The organism is Butyricimonas muris (assembly GCF_046365375.1).
Classification (GTDB): Bacteria; Bacteroidota; Bacteroidia; order Bacteroidales; family Marinifilaceae; genus Butyricimonas; species Butyricimonas muris.
Window position 1 is genome coordinate 292,335 of record NZ_JBKEIT010000004.1, and the last position, 17,133, is coordinate 309,467.

Here is a 17,133-nt window from a genome sequence, read left to right on the forward strand (position 1 = left end):
AGTACTATGAAAAGATGGATGATATTGTTGGTCACTGTGGCGCTCGTGGGTTCTTGTTTCCGGAACGCCAGTGCATCCGAGGATAAAAAGAAAACAACCAAAGAGGAGGAAAAGACTGCACCTCGTCCCCCGGTAAAGAAACTCTCTAAATACGAGAAGCTTTTTAAAGGAAAAGCCCACGAAATGGCCAAAGGAGGTTTTATGACCTTGCATAAGGTGGATGGAAAGTTGTATTTCGAGATACCCTTGAAAGTGATGGGACGGGATATGCTGCTCGCTTCCGCCACGACCGAAACAAGTGATAACACGATAGCCATAAACGGGTATAAACCGCAAAGCCCGATGCATATCTGTTTCACGCTGACGGATAGTACCGTGCACATGAGGCGGGTGAATGCCCGGATTAACTATGATGCCGGGGATGCCCGTTTGCAACAGATCGTGGCACAGAATTTCGTGAATCCGATTATCGAGGCATACAAAGTGTTGGCTTTTTCCCCGGATAGTTCGGCGGTGGTTTTTGATGTGACGGCTTTATTTAATGGCGGTGAGGCAGCCCTTTCTCCTGTTTCCGAGGGTTCCTATCCGTTGACCTACACGGCCTCGGTGAATCGTTCCTTGTGTTCGTTGGAGGATATCAAAGCTTTCGAGGATAACGTGTCGATCAAATCATCGCTTTCTTATAGCGTGAGTGCTAAATTGTTGACAAGAATGCTGTATAGCAATCGTCCTTTGACGATCAAGGCTACCCGTACCCTGTTATTATTACCGGAAGACCGGATGCGTCCCCGTTACTCGGATGCCAGAATGGGGGTATTTCTTACTTTCAAACAACAGATTTCCAACGAGGGCGATCAGTTGCAGTATTATACTTTAGCCAATCGTTGGCGCTTGGAGCCTAAAGATGTGGAGGCATTCAAGCGGGGAGAAACGGTGGAACCCGTGAAGCCGATCGTGTTCTACATGGACCCGCTTTTTCCCGAGTTGTGGAAAGAACCTTTACGTACGGGTTTGATGAGATGGAACAAGGCTTTCGAGAAGATTGGTTTTAAGAACGTGGTGCAAGTGAAGGATTTCCCGACGGACGATCTGGATTTCGACCCGGATAATTTGAAATATTCTTGTATACGCTACGTGCCTTCCGCCGTGCAGAACGCCATGGGGCCCTCGTGGGTTGATCCGGTCACCGGAGAAATATTGAACGCGTCTATTCTAGTGTATAACGATGTCGTGAAGATGTTGACGAGTTGGCGCTTTATCCAGACGGCACAGGTAGACCCGCGAGTGCGAGGTAAGAGATTGCCGGACGACGTGTTGAAAGAAGCATTGGCTTACGTGGTTTCACACGAAATGGGACATTGCCTCGGTTTGATGCATAATATGGCGGCGTCGAGTGCATTCCCCGTGGACTCGCTACGTTCGGCTAAGTTTACCCGCGAATACGGTACGACACCTTCTATCATGGACTATGCCCGGTTTAATTACGTGGCTCAACCCGGTGATAAAGACGTGCGTTTGACACCCCCGGACTTGGGTGTTTATGATGAATTTGTGATCAAATGGTTGTATTCTTATTTTCCGGAAAGCACTTCCTTGAAGGAGGAAACCCGGGTATTGGAATCATGGATTGATGCCAAAGCGGGCGATTCGATGTATCGTTTCGGTAAACAGCAGCTTGCCAGTCGCTATGATCCGAGTGCCTTGGAGGAAGACTTGGGGGATGATCCTATAAAAGCCGGAGAATACGGTATCAAGAATCTGAAATATATCTTGTCGAATCTCAACAAATGGATTCAAGATGATGAAACGGCGGAGTATCGTCAGGTTTTGTATGGTCAGATCGTGAGCCAGTATAGCCGTTATCTACAGAATGCGGCGTATTGTATCGGTGGTATTTATTTGAACGATGCGAAAGACGGGACAGCTGCCAAGCGTTATACTCCGGTACCTAAAGCCAAACAAAAAGCTGCGGTAGCTTGGGTGATCGGGCAACTGCAAAATAACGAGTGGCTGGATAACCGGGAGGTATGTTCCAAGTTCGGGTTACACTCGAAAGCGTCGGCAACGTTGAATAGTGCTGTCGCCGATTTGTTGACGAAGATTTATATGAACGTGACTTTGTCTTCTTATTTGGAGGGAAAGAATCCTTACACGATGGCGGAATTTTTTAATGACTTGTATGCCGGGGTATGGGATGCTGCTATCAGAAATCGGAAGTTGTCGCACGGCGATAAGGTGATGCAGAAAGCGATGGTGAATATGATGGGAAAATCCTTGACCTTTATCGGGGGTAACAAGATCGGGTTGACCGCAATCTCGACAGAGGTCGCTTATGCTCCCTCGATACAGGAAATATGTCTTTACGGTTTGGATGAAACGGGAACGATCGCACGTTACTCCAAAGAGTTGACGGAATTGGAAGCACGGGAAGGAAAGGCTTATATGGCAGAACAAATGCGACTGTCCGGCTTTGGCTACGGGTACGGGTGGCAAAGTCCCGTGACATGTGACGCGATAGATGAATCAACGACGTATTATTATGACTCGGCATTGAAGATCAAATCTTTGCTGGAACGAAGGATAGTAACGACAAATCCGGCTGATAAGGCTCATTATCAAGCCATGTTGTTTACGATAAATCAGATGCTCGGTGTGAATTGAGAGCGTGGCCGGGGACTGTACGAATAGGTGGTAGTATTCGTCAGTCCCTTTTTACTATCTGACCGACATAGCTGATCGGGGAGCGTCTTCGGTCGCTGAGATAGAGATAGCAGGTTCCGTCGTATTGAACGTGCATGTTCAAGTAGTACACGTTCCCGCCGGACATAACGGTAAGCTGGTACGCTATCGCTTTTTTCTTGCCTTCCCAATAGACTTTCACCGTCCGGCTGAACAGGATGTTTTGGAATGAAATGGAGTCCAGTTGTGAACCGGATTTCACGGCTCCGCTACCGAAATAAGGGATTTTTACTCCCACGAGGGAATCTTTTACCCACAAGTAACTGTTCTTGGGCTCAATATCAATATTGTTCCCAGCTCCGGGAGGAGTGAAAAGGGTTTCCACCGTGGGCGTGGCAATATAGAATTTCACGATAAATTTATCACTGTTGACAAGTGCCAGTGTTTTCTGAAACTCTTTCTCAAATCGAATTTCTTTTTTGCTTTGCGCTTTGACCGGAATGATTATAATAGCGAGTAATAGTCCGGTAATAAATAATAGTCTTTTCATGTTTCCCGTTTTAGGTCGGTATACGAGAAAGGAGAAAAATGGTTTTGTGAAAAATAATATGTGATTTTTCTTTACGAAAAGTTTGTAGTATTACGAAATATTCGTAGATTTGCGAAAGAATCGTAAAAGAAAGACGTATGGAAAAATTGACATATCAGGAAGAAGAAGTGATGCTGATCATCTGGCAGGTGAAAAACGGAGTCATAAAAGATTTTCTAAATCAAATGGAAGAACCGAAGCCGCCTTACACGACGGTGGCGTCAATCGTGAAGAATTTGGAGAAAAAGGGATTTCTGACAAGTAAGAAGCACGGGAATATTTACGAGTATATGCCGCTCGTGGATGAAAACGAGTACAAGACAAAGTTCATGTCGGGAGTCGTGAGAAATTATTTCGAGAATTCTTACAAAGAGATGGTGACCTTTTTCGCTAAAGAACAGAAAATTTCGGCAGAAGACCTGCAAGAGATTATCAAATTGATCGAGAAACAATAAAAATAAAAACCATGTTCACGAGTGAAACATTCATCTATCTGATGAAGATAAATATAGCGTTTATCGTGTTTTATCTTTTTTATAGACTATTGTTTAGTCGGGATACCTTTTTCACGAGCCGTCGGGTTTGCTTGTTGACGATTCTTGTTTTGTCCTTGTGTTACCCGTTGATTCCTTTTACTTTCGGGGAAGAACAGAGGGCGGTCATTCAAGAAACTGTTTCTCAATACACGACTGTTTTCTTACCGGAAATAACGGTGAGACCGGATGAGGCGGTAACGCAATTTACCGTAACGGGTATCGTGGGGTTGTGTTATGGCTTGGTGGCGAGCGTTTTGTTGATTCGTATTTTATTACAAATATTTTCTATATTCCGGTTGATGGGTAAAGGGGAACGCATGCTCTGTCATTCCACTCCCGTTATAGCTTTACCGGCTCATGTTACGCCATTCTCTTTTTTCAAGTGGATATTCATTAATCCCTCCCTGTATGAATCCCATGATTTGCAGGAGATTCTGACACACGAGAAAACACATGTCGATCAATGTCATTCTGTCGACGTGATGATTTCCGAATTGTTGTGTGCATTATTCTGGATTAATCCTGCCATGTGGTTATTGAAACGGGAGATTCGACGTAATCTGGAATTTTTGGCGGATAAACAGGTTGTGACTTCCGGTTTTGACCGGAAAGCCTACCAGTATCATCTTCTTCGCCTTACTTGTACTTCGGCTGCAGCTCAAATAGTTAATAAATTCAACGTGACACCTTTAAAAAAACGTATTATGATGATGAATAAAAAAAGAACATCAAAAATGGGACTGGTCAAGTATGCCTTGCTGTTTCCGGTAGTGGGACTGTTGATCTTGTCCAGCAACGTTCAGGCAATTGTGCAACAGAACGGAGAGTACGCAAGCGTGGTTGGGAAAGATTCTATTGTGGCAAAAGGAATTGTGATGGATGCTGATAATAAACCATTGAAGAATGCTATTGTGGTCATTCGAGGGACTAATATCGGAACTTTTACAAATGACAAAGGCGAGTTTACGATCACCGTAAAACCCGGTGCGGAATTGTTTTTCTCCTATGTCGGGAAGAAAGGGCAACTTCGTGATGTGAAAGATGAACAAAAATTAGTTGTAAAAATGCAGGATGGCGTGTTTGCTATAGATGATCTTCGTTCGGTTTCTGTAGATTCGACTACAGCCAGTATAAGAAATTCCAATGATATTTTTCAAGTTGTGGAAAGTATGCCTCAATTCCCGGGAGATCTAAATAAATATTTGGGAAGAAATGTAAAATATCCGGAGGAAGCTCAAAAACAAAAGATCCAAGGTCGGGTGACGGTTCAATTTATTATTGAAAAAGATGGAACAATCACGGGTGTGACTGTTCTTCGTTCTGTCCATCCTTTGTTAGATAAGGAAGCGATCAGAGTTGTGCAAAACATGCCCAAATGGGTTCCGGGGACACAAAGAGGAGAACCCGTGAGAGTATCATATACAGCACCGATTAATTTCAGATTAAACTAGAATGAACAAGTAGTAGAGGAGGCTGGTCAAAATGACAAAGACAATTCAACCAGCCTCTTCCCTTTATCTCCCCGCCGTGATGATATACATCTCTTCCGGTCGGAGGTATTTGTTTGCCATACGCGTGATGTCTTCTGCTGTGCAGGTGCGGATGCGGTCGATAATCCGGAAATAGAACGAGTTGTCTGTCCCGTAATTGAGTTTATGTTTTAGGGCATCCGATTGGGCGAATACGCCGTCGAGTTCCCGCAACAGTTCACCGTTAAAATAGCTCTTCACGAGGTGTAATTCCTCTTCCGGCACGGGTTCGGTTTGAAGGCGTCGGATTTCTTTCATACACTCGTCGATAGTCGCCTCGGCTTGGTCTGCATTGACGTCCGTGGCGATCATCCAGTAAGCTGCCAGAGGCAAATTGACGTTATAGGAACCGATGCCGTAAGTATAGCCCTTCTCTTCCCGGATATTCGACATCAGCCGGGAGCCGAAATAACCGCCGAGTATCATATTGAGAATCTGAAAGTCCGTGTATTCCTCGTCAAGCAAGGACACTCCCGATTTACCAATACGGATACTCGTTTGCACGGCGTCGGGCTTTGACACGTGGTATCTGCCCGGTGTGTAAGGATGCATGGCAAATTGTTCTATTTCGGGCAAGGGCAAATTACCCATGGGAGCGAAGGCTTCACTGACTTCCCGGAGGACGCCTTCGTTGATATTACCGCAAAGCATGATCCGGCACCGGGAGGCTTGCATACGTTCTTTATAGAAATTCATCAATATCTCCGGTGTTACCCGGTCAAAGTCTTCCAGCGTGAAGCGATTGGCGTAAGGATGCGTATCCCCGTAAAGGCGATAAATAAATTCCATGCGTGCCAGATAAGCGGTCTTCTCTATACTTACCAGATGTTGCTGCTTTCTGTTGCGTATGTAAATCTCCAGTTCTTTTTGCGGGAAGACGCTTTCGAGTATCATTTCCGCCACCATTCGGATCGTTTCGTTGGCGTATTTATTCAAGGAGATCATGCTTATTTCCGACTTGTGTACCCCGCAGTTGAAATCCACGTAAGCCCCGTGGTAATCGAAAAGTTCGGCAATTTCGTCGGCTGTATGCTTTCGGGTGCCCTCGTTGAGCATGTTGAGCATGGAGGACGCCACGACGGGTTGCGGTTGATTGTAACTCCCGGCGGGTACTACCATGTCAAGTTTGAACACTTCCTGATTCGGGTCGTGCAGGTACACGATTTCCAGTCCGTTGGGAAGTGTGATTTGTTGGTGTCCCCACAAGGTTGGGCGGGAAATTTCGGTAATAGGCGGTTCTATATTTCTGTTCATGATCATATTATTTTTCTTTGAGATACCATAACGTGGAGCAATTGTGCGGGGAGAATAATTCCCCGGCAGTCTGCTTTAGCGTGTCGAGGGATACTCGGGCGTATCTCTCGCTCTCGGAATTGATAAGTTCGATATCGCCCAGATAATCGAAGAAGGCGAGATTTGCCGATTTATTCTGGTAGTTTATTTCGCTGTACGAGATGCGGGCATCCGTTTTGTTGATTACTTTTTGTAATTCCCGTTCGGTGATCGGGTCTTCGATAAAGTGGTCAATCTCGTTTTGTATGGCGGCTTCGGCTTCTTCGATTGCCACGTCTTCGGATAGTTTTCCCGAGAAGACGAATAACCCGGGGTCCATATCCCCGGTGATATAAGCGTCGATTTCCGAGAATAATTTTCCGTTTTTGATTAAATTGATATACAGGCGGGAGGATTGTCCGTTGGATAAAATATCCGAGATGATATCGCAGGCATAGAAGTTGTCCGAACGGCGATCTCCCATGTGATAAACCTTGTAAATCGCGTCAGCGGGTACCTTGTTATGCTCGCAAACCAAGCGACGTTCCTCGGTTTGTCGCGGTTCAACGGGTATGGCTTGCCTCGTGTAACGGGCAGGGGCGATATCCCCGAACCATTTCTTCACCAGTTCCAACGCTTTCGTGTCCGTGATATTACCGCTGATACTGAGTATCGCGTTGTCAGGCGCGTAGAAACGATGGAAAAAATCCTTCACCTCTTCCAGCGTGGCTCCGGTAATATGGTCTATGTTCTTCCCGATAGTGGGCCATTGGTACGGGTGTACTTTGTATGCCAGCGGGCGCAATTTTAACCAGATATCCCCGTAAGGATTGTTGAAATAGCGTTGTTTAAATTCTTCGGTCACGACATTTCTTTGCACGTCAAGTGATTTCTGCGAGAAGTCGAGAGCCAACATCCGGTCGGATTCGAGCCACAAGGCTGTTTCGATATTGGACGCGGGAATCGTGATATAGTAATTCGTGTAATCGTTATTCGTGAACGCGTTGTTCTCTCCCCCGGCTTTCTGCACGTGAGTGTCATAGTCCGGGATATGTTTTGAGCCCCCGAACATCAGATGTTCGAACAAGTGCGCGAACCCGGTACGGTTGGGAGCTTCATTTTTTGCCCCTACTTTGTAAAGAATATTCACGGAAACAAAAGGGGTACTCGTGTCCGTGTTGCAAATAACGGTTAAGCCGTTATCCAGTACGTGTCGGGTGTATTTTATCATTTTTACATTTTTACATTTTCGAATCTCTTCATCGTGTCGTTGAAGTCGGTTATCAGGTTTTGCATCATTTCCGCCACGGTTTGTTCTTTATGAAGCATGGATGCGATTTGTCCGATTTCGAGTTCGCCTTCCACCATATCGCCCTCGAATATACCTTTTTTCGCTCTGCCTTTCCCTAGCAATTGGGTTAATTGCGCGGCGTCTGCACCGGCATCCTCGAGCGCTTTTACTTGCTCGAAAAACTCGTTTTTAATCAAGCGGGTAGGGGCAAGTTTCTTTAACGCTAGCATCGTTCCGCCCTCATCAGTGTTCAGTACCCGTTGTTTGAATGTCGGGTGTGCGGATGATTCTGTCGCCACGGCAAAAAGAGTCCCGATTTGTACGCCTTCGGCACCAAGTGCCATGACTGCCGCCATGGATTTACCCGAGGCAATTCCCCCGGCAGCTATCACGGGAAGGGTGGTGGCTTCCACCACATTCGGGATTAAAGTCAGTGTCGTCGTTTCTTCCCGTCCGTTGTGTCCTCCCGCCTCGAATCCTTCGGCAACCACGGCATCCACGCCTGCTTCCTCGCATTTTTTGGCGAATACGGCACTACTGATCACGTGTACCACCGTGATCCCGTGTGATTTTAACAAGGGTGTCCATTTTTTCGGGCTTCCGGCAGAGGTGAATACAATTTTTACCCCTTCGTTGATAATGATCTCTATAAGCCGGTCGATTTCCGGGTAAAGCAGGGGCACGTTGATCCCCCACGGCTTATCGGTCGCCTGCTTCATTTTGTGAATATGTTCCACTAGAGTTTCCGGGTGCATCGAACCTGCGCCCAATAGTCCCAACCCACCGTGATTACTTACAGCTGAAGCCAATCGCCAACCGCTGCACCATACCATACCCCCTTGAATGATCGGGTATTTTATATTGAAAAGTTTTGTTATTCTGTTTTCCATGATATTTATTTTGTATTTAGTATAAGAATCCGAATAGCCATAACGGGATTTTGATATCGTGTCCGAATTCAATTTCATCAGCAGCAATATAAGCCTCTGTTAATGATGAGATTTGTTTTTTCGTTTTATTCTTTCCCCCGATTTCAAACGTGTATTTATTATCAACAAAGAAATCACTTTCTTGTGATGAACTCACTGGAAACAAGTAAGCGAGTTGGTTCAGGAAAAATGTTTCCCTGATATTCCCTATGTTGGGTTGAGTAGAAGATAAAGTGAACATCAGATTCGTGTTGTCCAGATATATCTTTTCCGGTTTTTGTAAAATACCGATTCCGTTTGTCGCTCTCGTCAAGTTGTTCGTGATATGTACTTCTTGTAAATAGTTTAAATAGGTGATCAGGGCATTCCTGCTGATACCTATTCTTTCGCTTAGTTTGGCGATATTCGGGGAGAAGGGTACGGCATCGGCGATAATTTTTAGCAATTGTTTGATCTTTGGAACGTACGATATTTCGACTCCCCGCAACAGGGGAAGTTCTATCTCTAATGTCATGTTGATAATCTCTTCTATACGTTGATAATATAGAGGAGGGAGTTCTTGGTAAAACGGGTAATATCCGTTTTTTAAATAGTCGGGGAAATATTGTAAAGGTTTTATTTTATCGGTTATTTCAGCCGCTAGAGACACGTGTTTATTTAAAATGTCCCCCAACGATAGAATCGGGAATTTTGTTTTTTGATAAAAATTCAGATACTCGCGGAATGATAATCCCTGCATTTCATAGACGATAGCACGCCTGCTTAAGTCTGCCCTTGCATTTAATATTTCCAGTAAAGAGGAACCCGTGAAAATGATATATAAAGTGGGGAAATCGTCATAAATATTTTTAAGTTCTTGAGACCAATTCGGGTATTTATGGACTTCATCCAAGAATAGATATTTTCCCCCTTTTTTCGTGAAACTATCGGCAAGATCGTACAAAAGGTGGTTAGAGAACCAAATATTATCCAAACTGACATATAGTGTGGAATTGTCAAGGGGAAGATGTAATTTAATGTGTTGTAATAGTAGTGTTGTTTTTCCGACTCCTCTGGCACCGCGAATGCCGATAAGTCGTGCTTCCCAGTGAATTTGCTCTATCATTCCACGGGTAAAGGAAGTATCTGTATATTGTAATTTTTGGTAAAATCGTTCAAATAGAGATTCCATGATTTTTATCTTTTACGGCAAAGATATTAAAAATGCTTTCTGTAGACAACATTTTTCCATTAAAATGCTTTCTGCAGAAAGCATTTTTAACTCCCTCCCCCCTTCGGGGTACTCCCTCTATAAACAGAGGGAGAGTTGAATTACTGTCTTCAGTGAGAGTCACCGGTTCCACCTCTGTTTATAGAGGAGGTGGCTGCGAAGCAGACGGAGGAGTTTTTAGAAGAAAATGATTTTTGACACCACAGCCTCTTTTGAGTGTGTATCCATCTTTTGATCTTGTATTAGAAAAGCCTCCGTCGCGTGACGAAGGCTTTATATATGATTTAGAATAATTCGTTTACTTCTGGATATTCGGTAATTCCAAGCCAAGACCTTTCTTCTTGTCTACTGCTTTTAGTATGAATCCCAAAATCAGGGCGGCTCCACCCAAGCAAGCCAACATCACCAGCGGAGCGGTGTAGTTGTAAGAAATGGCGGCTTCTTCGGGGGTAATGATACCGCTTTTCAAATCGGCTACCAGTTGAGGGTTAGTTTTATCCAATACCTTACCGATGAGTAGGGGGAACAACCACAACCCGATATTTTGAACCCAGAAAATCAAAGCGTAGGCACTACCGATAATTTTGGAGTCTACCAATTTCGGTACGCTAGGCCACAGTGAAGCGGGTACCAAAGAGAAGCTGGCGCCGAGGACGAGGATCGTGACATAGGCAACGACGACACCTCCGATGGCATTTCCTTGGAACATGGGTAAAATGAAGGCAAAAGTGAGGTGGCAAATGATAAGCAGGATGGAACCGATGACAAGCATGGATGCTGCTTTACCTTTGTGATCCACGTAATTACCCAAGATAGGAGTGATACCCACTGCCAACAACGGGAATACGGCAAAAATGGTTTCTGCGCTCTGACGCATGTAACCCATGTAACAGAATATAATCAATGACACGATTGCCAACGCCAGTAACCCGTACTTCATGCCTTTCGTTTTCGAGAAGTTGCTGGCAAAAGCGGCAGCAGCTACAACAAGCATGATACAATATTGGATAACGGTAACTGTGTTCGTTGCCCAGAATGAATTGGGATCCACGCTAGTGAACGATAAGTTACATTGCAACATATTCACGGCATATTTCTGGAAGGGGAAGATTGCCGAGTAGTAGAGTACGCAAAGCAAGGCTACCAACCAGAATCCCATGCTCGACATAATTTTGCCCAAGTCGCTGATCTTGAATGGATCGTCTTTCTCTTCCGCTTCTCCGGTTTGTGCATCGAGTTTCTTGTCCATGAAGAAATAGACAATAAACATGATAAGCGCCACGAGCAGCAAGATAACCCCGAAAGCTACTGAACGGGAAACGTCAATATTGCCGCCCAGTTTGGCGAATACCGGCGAGAAGATCATACAGGAAGCTACTCCCAAGCGGGCTAGAGCCATTTCGGACCCCATGGCCAAAGCCATCTCGCGACCTTTAAACCATTTCACGATTCCGCGAGAAACCGTGATACCTGCCATTTCAACACCACACCCGAAGATCATGAAGCCTACCGCCGCGAATTTTGCTGACGCGGGCATTCCTTTATAGAAAGGAGAGATACCCAATTCGTCAAAACCGGGGATGTAATTCAAGTTGTTGGTAAACCAAGTGTCTAATCCGCTACCTTGAAAACTTTCGGTCACGGCATACCAGTTAATGGTGGCACCGACCAGCATCACGACCCCGGAAAGGATTGCCGTGAAGCGAACTCCCATTTTGTCAAGGATGATTCCCGCGAAAATGAGGAAGAAGATAAAGACATTCAAAAATGTTTCCGATCCTTGCATTGTTCCGAATGCAGTGGAGTCCCAACCTCGGGTGGACTGCATTAAATCTTTAATGGGCGATAGAATGTCCATAAAGATATAAGAACAGAACATGGCAAAAGCTAGGAGTAAGAGAACCGTCCAGCGCATGGCTGCTGAATCTCTAAGGGTTTGTTGAATTTTTTCTACCATAATTATTTATTTAAAAAAGTTGATCTTGCACACAAACGCCCAAAGGTAAAATAAAATATGGAAAATCTTTAAATTTTTTTCTCAATTCTGTACACATTTCTGTCGCTGGCACTTCGGGACACCAGTTCTGCCAAAAAACCGGCTAGGAAGAGCTGGCTACCTATAATCATGCAAGTCAGTGCGATATAGAAATACGGGTTGTTCGCGACCAGCGGTGCCCGGAGTCCGTTTGAAAGCGCCATGAGTTTTTCGATACCGATCCATCCGGCGGCACAGAAACCGATGATGAACAGCAGTGTGCCCAGCGCCCCGAACAAGTGCATGGGTTTCTTGGCGAAACGCGTGATAAATGTTACCGTGAGCAGGTCTAGGAAACCGTTTATAAAACGGTTTAACCCGAACTTGGTAACGCCGTACTTGCGTGCTTGGTGGTGTACCACTTTTTCACCGATGCGGGTAAATCCGGCTTGTTTTGCCAGTATGGGAATATAGCGATGCATTTCTCCGTACACTTCGATGTTTTTCACCACGGCACATTTATAGGCTTTCAGCCCGCAATTAAAGTCGTGCAGTTTGATACCCGAGAAGCGTCGGGCAGTGGCGTTGAAAAGTTTCGTGGGGACTGTTTTCGTGATTGGATCGTGTCTTTTCTGTTTCCAGCCGGACACGAGGTCATAATCCTCTTCCGTGATCATCCGGTAGAGTTCCGGTATCTCATCCGGGCTGTCCTGTAAATCCGCGTCCATAGTGATCACTACTTCGCCTTGCGCGTCCTCGAATCCGCAGTGTAAGGCGGCGGATTTCCCGTAATTGCGGCGGAATTTGATTCCCCGTACGCGATTGTCTTTCGCGGATAACTCTTCTATCACTTTCCAAGAAGAGTCATTGCTACCGTCATCAACCAGAATGATTTCGTAAGTAAAATGGTTGGCTTCCATCACCCGTTCAATCCATGCGGCGAGTTCCGGGAGCGATTCTTCTTCATTATATAACGGGACAACAACAGATATATCCATGACTAAAATTGTTGAGGGTTAAACGGGGGCGTCTTTCTTTTCACCAGTCCGGCTATAAAGAGAGTGAATGCAGCCCCTACCAGTATTCTATTGAATAATTCTCCAAAAGCGATCACGACGGGAGAAAAGAACAGGTCGCTCAAACTCGTGTTGAATAATTCCTGTAAATTCATGTTTTTGTACACTTCGTTCATCATCGTGAGCATGACCTTTTTATAGGTAGCCAGCAATTCCGTGTCCGAAGAGTAAAGAATAAACGTGTAAACGGCGTAACAAACTGCCGCGACGGCAAGGATATATATGCCAGTGGAAAGGGCTTTCCCGTAGGATATGATTCCCGCCAAGTGGTCGTCCCTGTATTTTTTTATCCCGATGAAAACCCCGAAAATGGTCAGCATCATGATAATATTATTGAATTGCGGGTTCGCCACGACTCCTTTGCCCGCGTAGGCGAAGAGCAAAGAGGCGATGATGAAACTGCCGCCGATAAGTCCGCCGAATAACGTGTTTGGTTTAAAGAATGATTCGTTTGTATTTTCCATTATTCACGACTCCTTTCAATATAGTTGTGCTGCCCCTCTCAAGGAGATCATTTCTCCGGGTTGCGGCTTATCCCCGTTCTCCATGTAATTGTATTGTAATAATTTCGCCAGTTTGATACCGTATATTTGTGAAATCATGTACATCGTGTCACCCGGTTTGCACTTGTGGAAAGTGTAACCTTTGGGAGCTTTGTTTTTCTTCTTTTTCAAGAAGATGTGCATACCGTTACGCGTGGAGAGTTCGTTTTTGTCGTTGTAAGCCAGAAGACGTTTCAAGGGAATACCGAAATACTGGGAGATGCCTTCAAACGTGTCGCCCTCCTGCACCTTGATGCAAGGGATATTGTTGATGTAGACTACCCGGCTTTGGTAGTTCTTCGTGTCCCCGAGTTTATAGTTCAGTTCGCCCGGGCTTTGACGATTTCTTTTCCCGGGTTTGTCGAATTGATATAACTCTTCTTCTTCTATGATTTTGATTAATTTCTGCGCGTAATCGGGAGCCGTGGCGTATCCTGCCTTTTTCAGTCCTTTCGCCCAACCCTTGTAATCCGTTTTGGAAAGTTTGAACAATGGGGCATACCGGGAGCGGGAGGTCAGAAATTCGCTATGGTCTACCCACGATTCCTCGGGATTCCGGTATTTGCGGAAACACTCGTTCCGGCTGTCGTCGTCCATGATAAAACTTGCCCCGTTCCAGTTGTGGCATTTGATACCGAAATGATTGTTCGCGTTTACCGCCAGTTGGGATTTGCCGCAACCGGACTCCAGTATCCCTTGCGCCAGCTTGATACTGGCAGGTATTCCCGTGCGATCCATTTCCTGAATGGCGATGGATTTGTATTTTTTGATGAATGCTTTTCTACTGTCGTTCGTTGCACCGCATATGTTGACACATATAAAAGTAAGAAATAAAATAGCGTAAATCTTGCTCATGATTCGTGATAAAGTTTTATATTGGCGGTAAAATTACGAAAAAAATTAGAATGGAGAAAGCGGAATTAAAGATAGATTACATCTTGTACCGGGAATCTTACCCGGAAGGGTACGAGGAATTGTGTCGTGCCGCCTTGGAAATCACGGAAAATGCTTATTGCGTGTATTCCGGTTTTGCTGTCGGGGCAGCCGTTTTGATGAATAACGGGGAGGTAATCCGTGGTACGAATCAAGAGAATGCGGCTTACCCCTCGGGACTCTGCGCGGAGCGCACCGCCTTGTTTTATGCCTGTTCCGCTTACCCGGAAGCCGGGGTGAAAGCCATAGCCGTCGCGGCACGGGACAAGGGTGTCGAGGTCGACGAGTATGTCACGCCTTGCGGGGCTTGCCGGCAGGTGATGTCCGAGATTGTCGGGCGCTATCATGCTGATTTTGACGTAATCCTTATCGGGCGCACGAGTACCTTGCTGGTGAAGGCGAGTCAGCTATTGCCTTTCTCCTTCAAATTAGGGGATACCCGCCCGTGATACTCCCGCGTAGGGATAAGATAGGTTTTCGAGAGCGATATTATTGATTCAGGGGACGTGCCACGCGTGAGTTTTAAATTTCCTTATATTTCGTTAAAACGTGGGCTAAGTGTGGGCGAACATCAGGCGAAGAGTGGGCGATGCCGCCTAATAGTCACTTGAATCCCGCCCGAAACTCGCTCAAAATTTTAGGAAAGGGGTAGGAAAAGGGTAGTTATAGGTATTCAAATGACAAAGGTGCGAGAAAACGGGCGTGATTTGGAACGGAGTGTTAAAATAGCTATCTTTGAACGAGAAAAGTTACATTATGAATAAACAGAACAAAGATACTTTTGAATATTTGTTCAATACTTATTACAAGGATTTGTACGTGCATGCCTTGAGTTTCGTCCGGGATGAGGAGGAAGCGAAGGATATTGTCACGGACGTGTACGAGTATGTCTGGAGAAATTTCACGAGGTTGGATGCTTCTGTTTCATTACGTCCCTTGTTGTATACTTTAACCCGTTCCCGTTCGCTTGATTTTTTGCGGCGGGAAAAATCCAAGGAGAAGTTTTTGGCTTACCAGCGGACGTTGCCGGAGGCGGAGGAAGAGTACGAGGAGCACGAGGAGTTGCTCGCGAAAGTGATGCGCGTGATAGAAAATATGCCGATGCAGACGGCGACGGTGTTTCGTAAATGTTTTCTTGAAAAGAAAAAATATCAGGAGGCGGGGGATGAGTTGAATATTTCAATCAACACGGTAAGGTGGCATATCACGAAGGCTATGAAGTTGTTACGAGAATCATTGTCCGGGGAGGAAATGGTGTTGTTGTACGTCTTATTTGTTAAAAAATAAAAATTATTCATTTTTAGCCCACATGATTCGGGTTTCTTTACGTGTTATGTATAAAAGCACAGGAAATGGAAGCGAACGAGAAAAATGATCAACTGGAATTTGCCTTGAATGTACTCAATCATCCGGAGTTATTGCAAGATGAGTATGTTCGGGAATGGTTGAGTCACGCGGAGAACAAGAAATTGTACGAGGAGTGTCGTCTTTATCTGGAGGCGGGATTGAAGCTCGAAGTCGGCGATTCTTTGGACGTGAAGGGTGAATTCGAGAAATTCAACCGGAAAATGCAGTCGCCCGCCCGTGTTTTGTATCGTTGGACTGCCGCGGCTGCAGCCGTGGTTATCCTCGTGGCAAGCGGTTGGTGGTTGATGAACGAGTCCTCGTCGCGGGAGATCGGGCAGGACGTGATTGCCGGGCTTCAGCATGTCGTTGTGCCGGGAAAGAATCAAGCGGTGCTGGTCACGGAAACGGGACGGGAAATCGTTTTGGGAACGACGTCCGGCACGAGCGTGATGGTGGAAGGTGGAGTTAACGTGGTGGATGATAGTACGCGGGGCGTGAGTTACACGACTTCGGAGGCTGTCGAGGTGTACTACCACACGTTGAGGGTTCCGAAGGGGGGAGAGTACCGGATCGTGTTGAGCGACGGGACGGAAGTGTGGTTAAATTCGGAGTCGGAGTTGAAGTTTCCCACGGTGTTCACGGGCGGAAAACGTGAGGTGGAATTGAGAGGTGAGGGGTATTTCTCCGTGGCGCGTAACGGGCATCAGCCTTTTATCGTGGTGGCCTCGGGCGTGCGGACAAAGGTGTACGGCACGGAGTTCAACGTGAAGGCGTACGCGGGCAACCAAGTGGATGTGACGCTGGTGGAGGGGAAAGTTGCCGTGAAGCAGGCGGGTGACGGTTCGGAGTATCCTTTGGCTCCCGGGGAGAACGCTCATTTCGCGGAGGGAATGGCTCCTCTGATCGAGAAGGTGAATGTACACAAGTATATTGCTTGGAAGGAGGGGTATTTCTACTACGAGAACGAGCGGATGGAGGTGATCGTGAACGATTTGAAGCGGTGGTATGATTTTGATGTCGTGTATGTTGGCAGTGGTGTGAAGGATCTTAGGTTTGAACTTTGGTCCGGCAGGGATAGCGATATCGATACGATCATGGGATTGTTGACGAAAACGAACAAGGTGAACGTGAGATTGGACGGGCGTACATTGATTGTGTCCGAGAGAAACAAATGATTGTGTAATTATTGCAAAAACAGGATTATAGAAACCTAATTTATTCTTAC

The 17,133-nt window shown here is 45.8% G+C and carries 15 protein-coding genes; 6 read left to right on the forward strand and 9 right to left on the reverse strand.

Features of this window, described 5'->3' with window-relative positions; all coding sequences use genetic code 11:
- Positions 1-6: 6 nt before the first annotated feature.
- Positions 7-2,661, forward strand: a complete 2,655-nt coding sequence (locus ACK8P8_RS08980) for a zinc-dependent metalloprotease (RefSeq protein ID WP_369858981.1) — start codon at positions 7-9, stop codon at positions 2,659-2,661.
- Between the two features lie 40 nt (positions 2,662-2,701).
- On the opposite strand, the gene ACK8P8_RS08985 is transcribed toward ACK8P8_RS08980, so the two are convergent.
- Positions 2,702-3,229, reverse strand: coding sequence for a DUF4251 domain-containing protein (locus tag ACK8P8_RS08985; protein WP_227217431.1), 528 nt, complete (start codon positions 3,227-3,229; stop codon positions 2,702-2,704).
- A 137-nt stretch (positions 3,230-3,366) separates the two neighbouring features.
- Here ACK8P8_RS08985 and ACK8P8_RS08990 point away from each other — a divergent pair, with 137 nt between their 5' ends.
- Together ACK8P8_RS08990 and ACK8P8_RS08995 are read left to right on the forward strand one after the other, a co-directional pair.
- The gene (locus ACK8P8_RS08990; protein ID WP_099294076.1) at positions 3,367-3,723 is read left to right on the forward strand and encodes a BlaI/MecI/CopY family transcriptional regulator; all 357 of its coding nucleotides are present in this window, start codon (positions 3,367-3,369) and stop codon (positions 3,721-3,723) included.
- A gap of 11 nt (positions 3,724-3,734) precedes the next feature.
- Positions 3,735-5,255 carry a M56 family metallopeptidase gene (locus ACK8P8_RS08995; protein ID WP_303179018.1) on the forward strand — a complete coding sequence of 507 codons (1,521 nt, stop codon included), beginning with the start codon at positions 3,735-3,737 and terminating at the stop codon, positions 5,253-5,255.
- A gap of 63 nt (positions 5,256-5,318) precedes the next feature.
- On the opposite strand, the gene ACK8P8_RS09000 is transcribed toward ACK8P8_RS08995, so the two are convergent.
- The 8 genes from ACK8P8_RS09000 to ACK8P8_RS09035 form a co-directional block, all read right to left on the reverse strand.
- Entirely contained in the window at positions 5,319-6,587 is a 1,269-nt protein-coding gene (locus tag ACK8P8_RS09000) for a M16 family metallopeptidase (protein WP_369858979.1), read from the reverse strand.
- 7 nt (positions 6,588-6,594) lie between these two features.
- Entirely contained in the window at positions 6,595-7,836 is a 1,242-nt protein-coding gene (locus ACK8P8_RS09005; RefSeq protein WP_369858978.1) for a M16 family metallopeptidase, read from the reverse strand.
- 2 nt (positions 7,837-7,838) lie between these two features.
- A complete protein-coding gene (locus ACK8P8_RS09010; protein ID WP_369858977.1) occupies positions 7,839-8,786 on the reverse strand; it encodes an NAD(P)H-dependent flavin oxidoreductase in 948 nt (315 codons plus the stop codon).
- Between the two features lie 16 nt (positions 8,787-8,802).
- Complete coding sequence (locus tag ACK8P8_RS09015; protein WP_099294070.1) at positions 8,803-9,996, reverse strand: ATP-binding protein; 1,194 nt, start codon at positions 9,994-9,996, stop codon at positions 8,803-8,805.
- Between the two features lie 337 nt (positions 9,997-10,333).
- Complete coding sequence (locus tag ACK8P8_RS09020) at positions 10,334-11,992, reverse strand: MFS transporter (RefSeq protein ID WP_099294066.1); 1,659 nt, start codon at positions 11,990-11,992, stop codon at positions 10,334-10,336.
- Positions 11,993-12,060: 68 nt separating this feature from the next.
- The gene (locus tag ACK8P8_RS09025; RefSeq protein ID WP_099294064.1) at positions 12,061-13,008 is read right to left on the reverse strand and encodes a glycosyltransferase family 2 protein; all 948 of its coding nucleotides are present in this window, start codon (positions 13,006-13,008) and stop codon (positions 12,061-12,063) included.
- Between the two features lie 2 nt (positions 13,009-13,010).
- The gene (locus ACK8P8_RS09030) at positions 13,011-13,550 is read right to left on the reverse strand and encodes a DUF4199 domain-containing protein (RefSeq protein ID WP_099294062.1); all 540 of its coding nucleotides are present in this window, start codon (positions 13,548-13,550) and stop codon (positions 13,011-13,013) included.
- 15 nt (positions 13,551-13,565) lie between these two features.
- A complete protein-coding gene (locus ACK8P8_RS09035; RefSeq protein WP_369858976.1) occupies positions 13,566-14,483 on the reverse strand; it encodes a glucosaminidase domain-containing protein in 918 nt (305 codons plus the stop codon).
- Positions 14,484-14,533: 50 nt separating this feature from the next.
- Between ACK8P8_RS09035 and cdd the strand changes: the two genes are divergently transcribed.
- The 3 genes from cdd (at position 14,534) to ACK8P8_RS09050 (ending at position 17,083) form a co-directional block, all read left to right on the forward strand.
- Positions 14,534-15,010 (forward strand): cytidine deaminase, encoded by a 477-nt coding sequence (cdd, locus tag ACK8P8_RS09040; protein WP_186978100.1) that lies wholly within the window; start codon positions 14,534-14,536, stop codon positions 15,008-15,010.
- A gap of 307 nt (positions 15,011-15,317) precedes the next feature.
- Positions 15,318-15,848 carry a sigma-70 family RNA polymerase sigma factor gene (locus ACK8P8_RS09045; RefSeq protein WP_369858975.1) on the forward strand — a complete coding sequence of 177 codons (531 nt, stop codon included), beginning with the start codon at positions 15,318-15,320 and terminating at the stop codon, positions 15,846-15,848.
- A 65-nt stretch (positions 15,849-15,913) separates the two neighbouring features.
- Complete coding sequence (locus ACK8P8_RS09050; RefSeq protein ID WP_369858974.1) at positions 15,914-17,083, forward strand: FecR family protein; 1,170 nt, start codon at positions 15,914-15,916, stop codon at positions 17,081-17,083.
- The last annotated feature ends 50 nt before the right edge of the window (positions 17,084-17,133 follow it).

Bases quoted from the DNA above. Each gene is read 5' to 3' on its own strand.
- ACK8P8_RS08980 (WP_369858981.1), top strand. From the start codon at position 7: ATGAAAAGATGGATGATATTGTTGGTCACTGTGGCGCTCGTGGGTTCT.
- ACK8P8_RS08985 (WP_227217431.1), bottom strand. From the start codon at position 3,229: ATGAAAAGACTATTATTTATTACCGGACTATTACTCGCTATTATAATC.
- ACK8P8_RS08990 (WP_099294076.1), top strand. From the start codon at position 3,367: ATGGAAAAATTGACATATCAGGAAGAAGAAGTGATGCTGATCATCTGG.
- ACK8P8_RS08995 (WP_303179018.1), top strand. From the start codon at position 3,735: ATGTTCACGAGTGAAACATTCATCTATCTGATGAAGATAAATATAGCG.
- ACK8P8_RS09000 (WP_369858979.1), bottom strand. From the start codon at position 6,587: ATGAACAGAAATATAGAACCGCCTATTACCGAAATTTCCCGCCCAACC.
- ACK8P8_RS09005 (WP_369858978.1), bottom strand. From the start codon at position 7,836: ATGATAAAATACACCCGACACGTACTGGATAACGGCTTAACCGTTATT.
- ACK8P8_RS09010 (WP_369858977.1), bottom strand. From the start codon at position 8,786: ATGGAAAACAGAATAACAAAACTTTTCAATATAAAATACCCGATCATT.
- ACK8P8_RS09015 (WP_099294070.1), bottom strand. From the start codon at position 9,996: ATGGAATCTCTATTTGAACGATTTTACCAAAAATTACAATATACAGAT.
- ACK8P8_RS09020 (WP_099294066.1), bottom strand. From the start codon at position 11,992: ATGGTAGAAAAAATTCAACAAACCCTTAGAGATTCAGCAGCCATGCGC.
- ACK8P8_RS09025 (WP_099294064.1), bottom strand. From the start codon at position 13,008: ATGGATATATCTGTTGTTGTCCCGTTATATAATGAAGAAGAATCGCTC.
- ACK8P8_RS09030 (WP_099294062.1), bottom strand. From the start codon at position 13,550: ATGGAAAATACAAACGAATCATTCTTTAAACCAAACACGTTATTCGGC.
- ACK8P8_RS09035 (WP_369858976.1), bottom strand. From the start codon at position 14,483: ATGAGCAAGATTTACGCTATTTTATTTCTTACTTTTATATGTGTCAAC.
- cdd (WP_186978100.1), top strand. From the start codon at position 14,534: ATGGAGAAAGCGGAATTAAAGATAGATTACATCTTGTACCGGGAATCT.
- ACK8P8_RS09045 (WP_369858975.1), top strand. From the start codon at position 15,318: ATGAATAAACAGAACAAAGATACTTTTGAATATTTGTTCAATACTTAT.
- ACK8P8_RS09050 (WP_369858974.1), top strand. From the start codon at position 15,914: ATGGAAGCGAACGAGAAAAATGATCAACTGGAATTTGCCTTGAATGTA.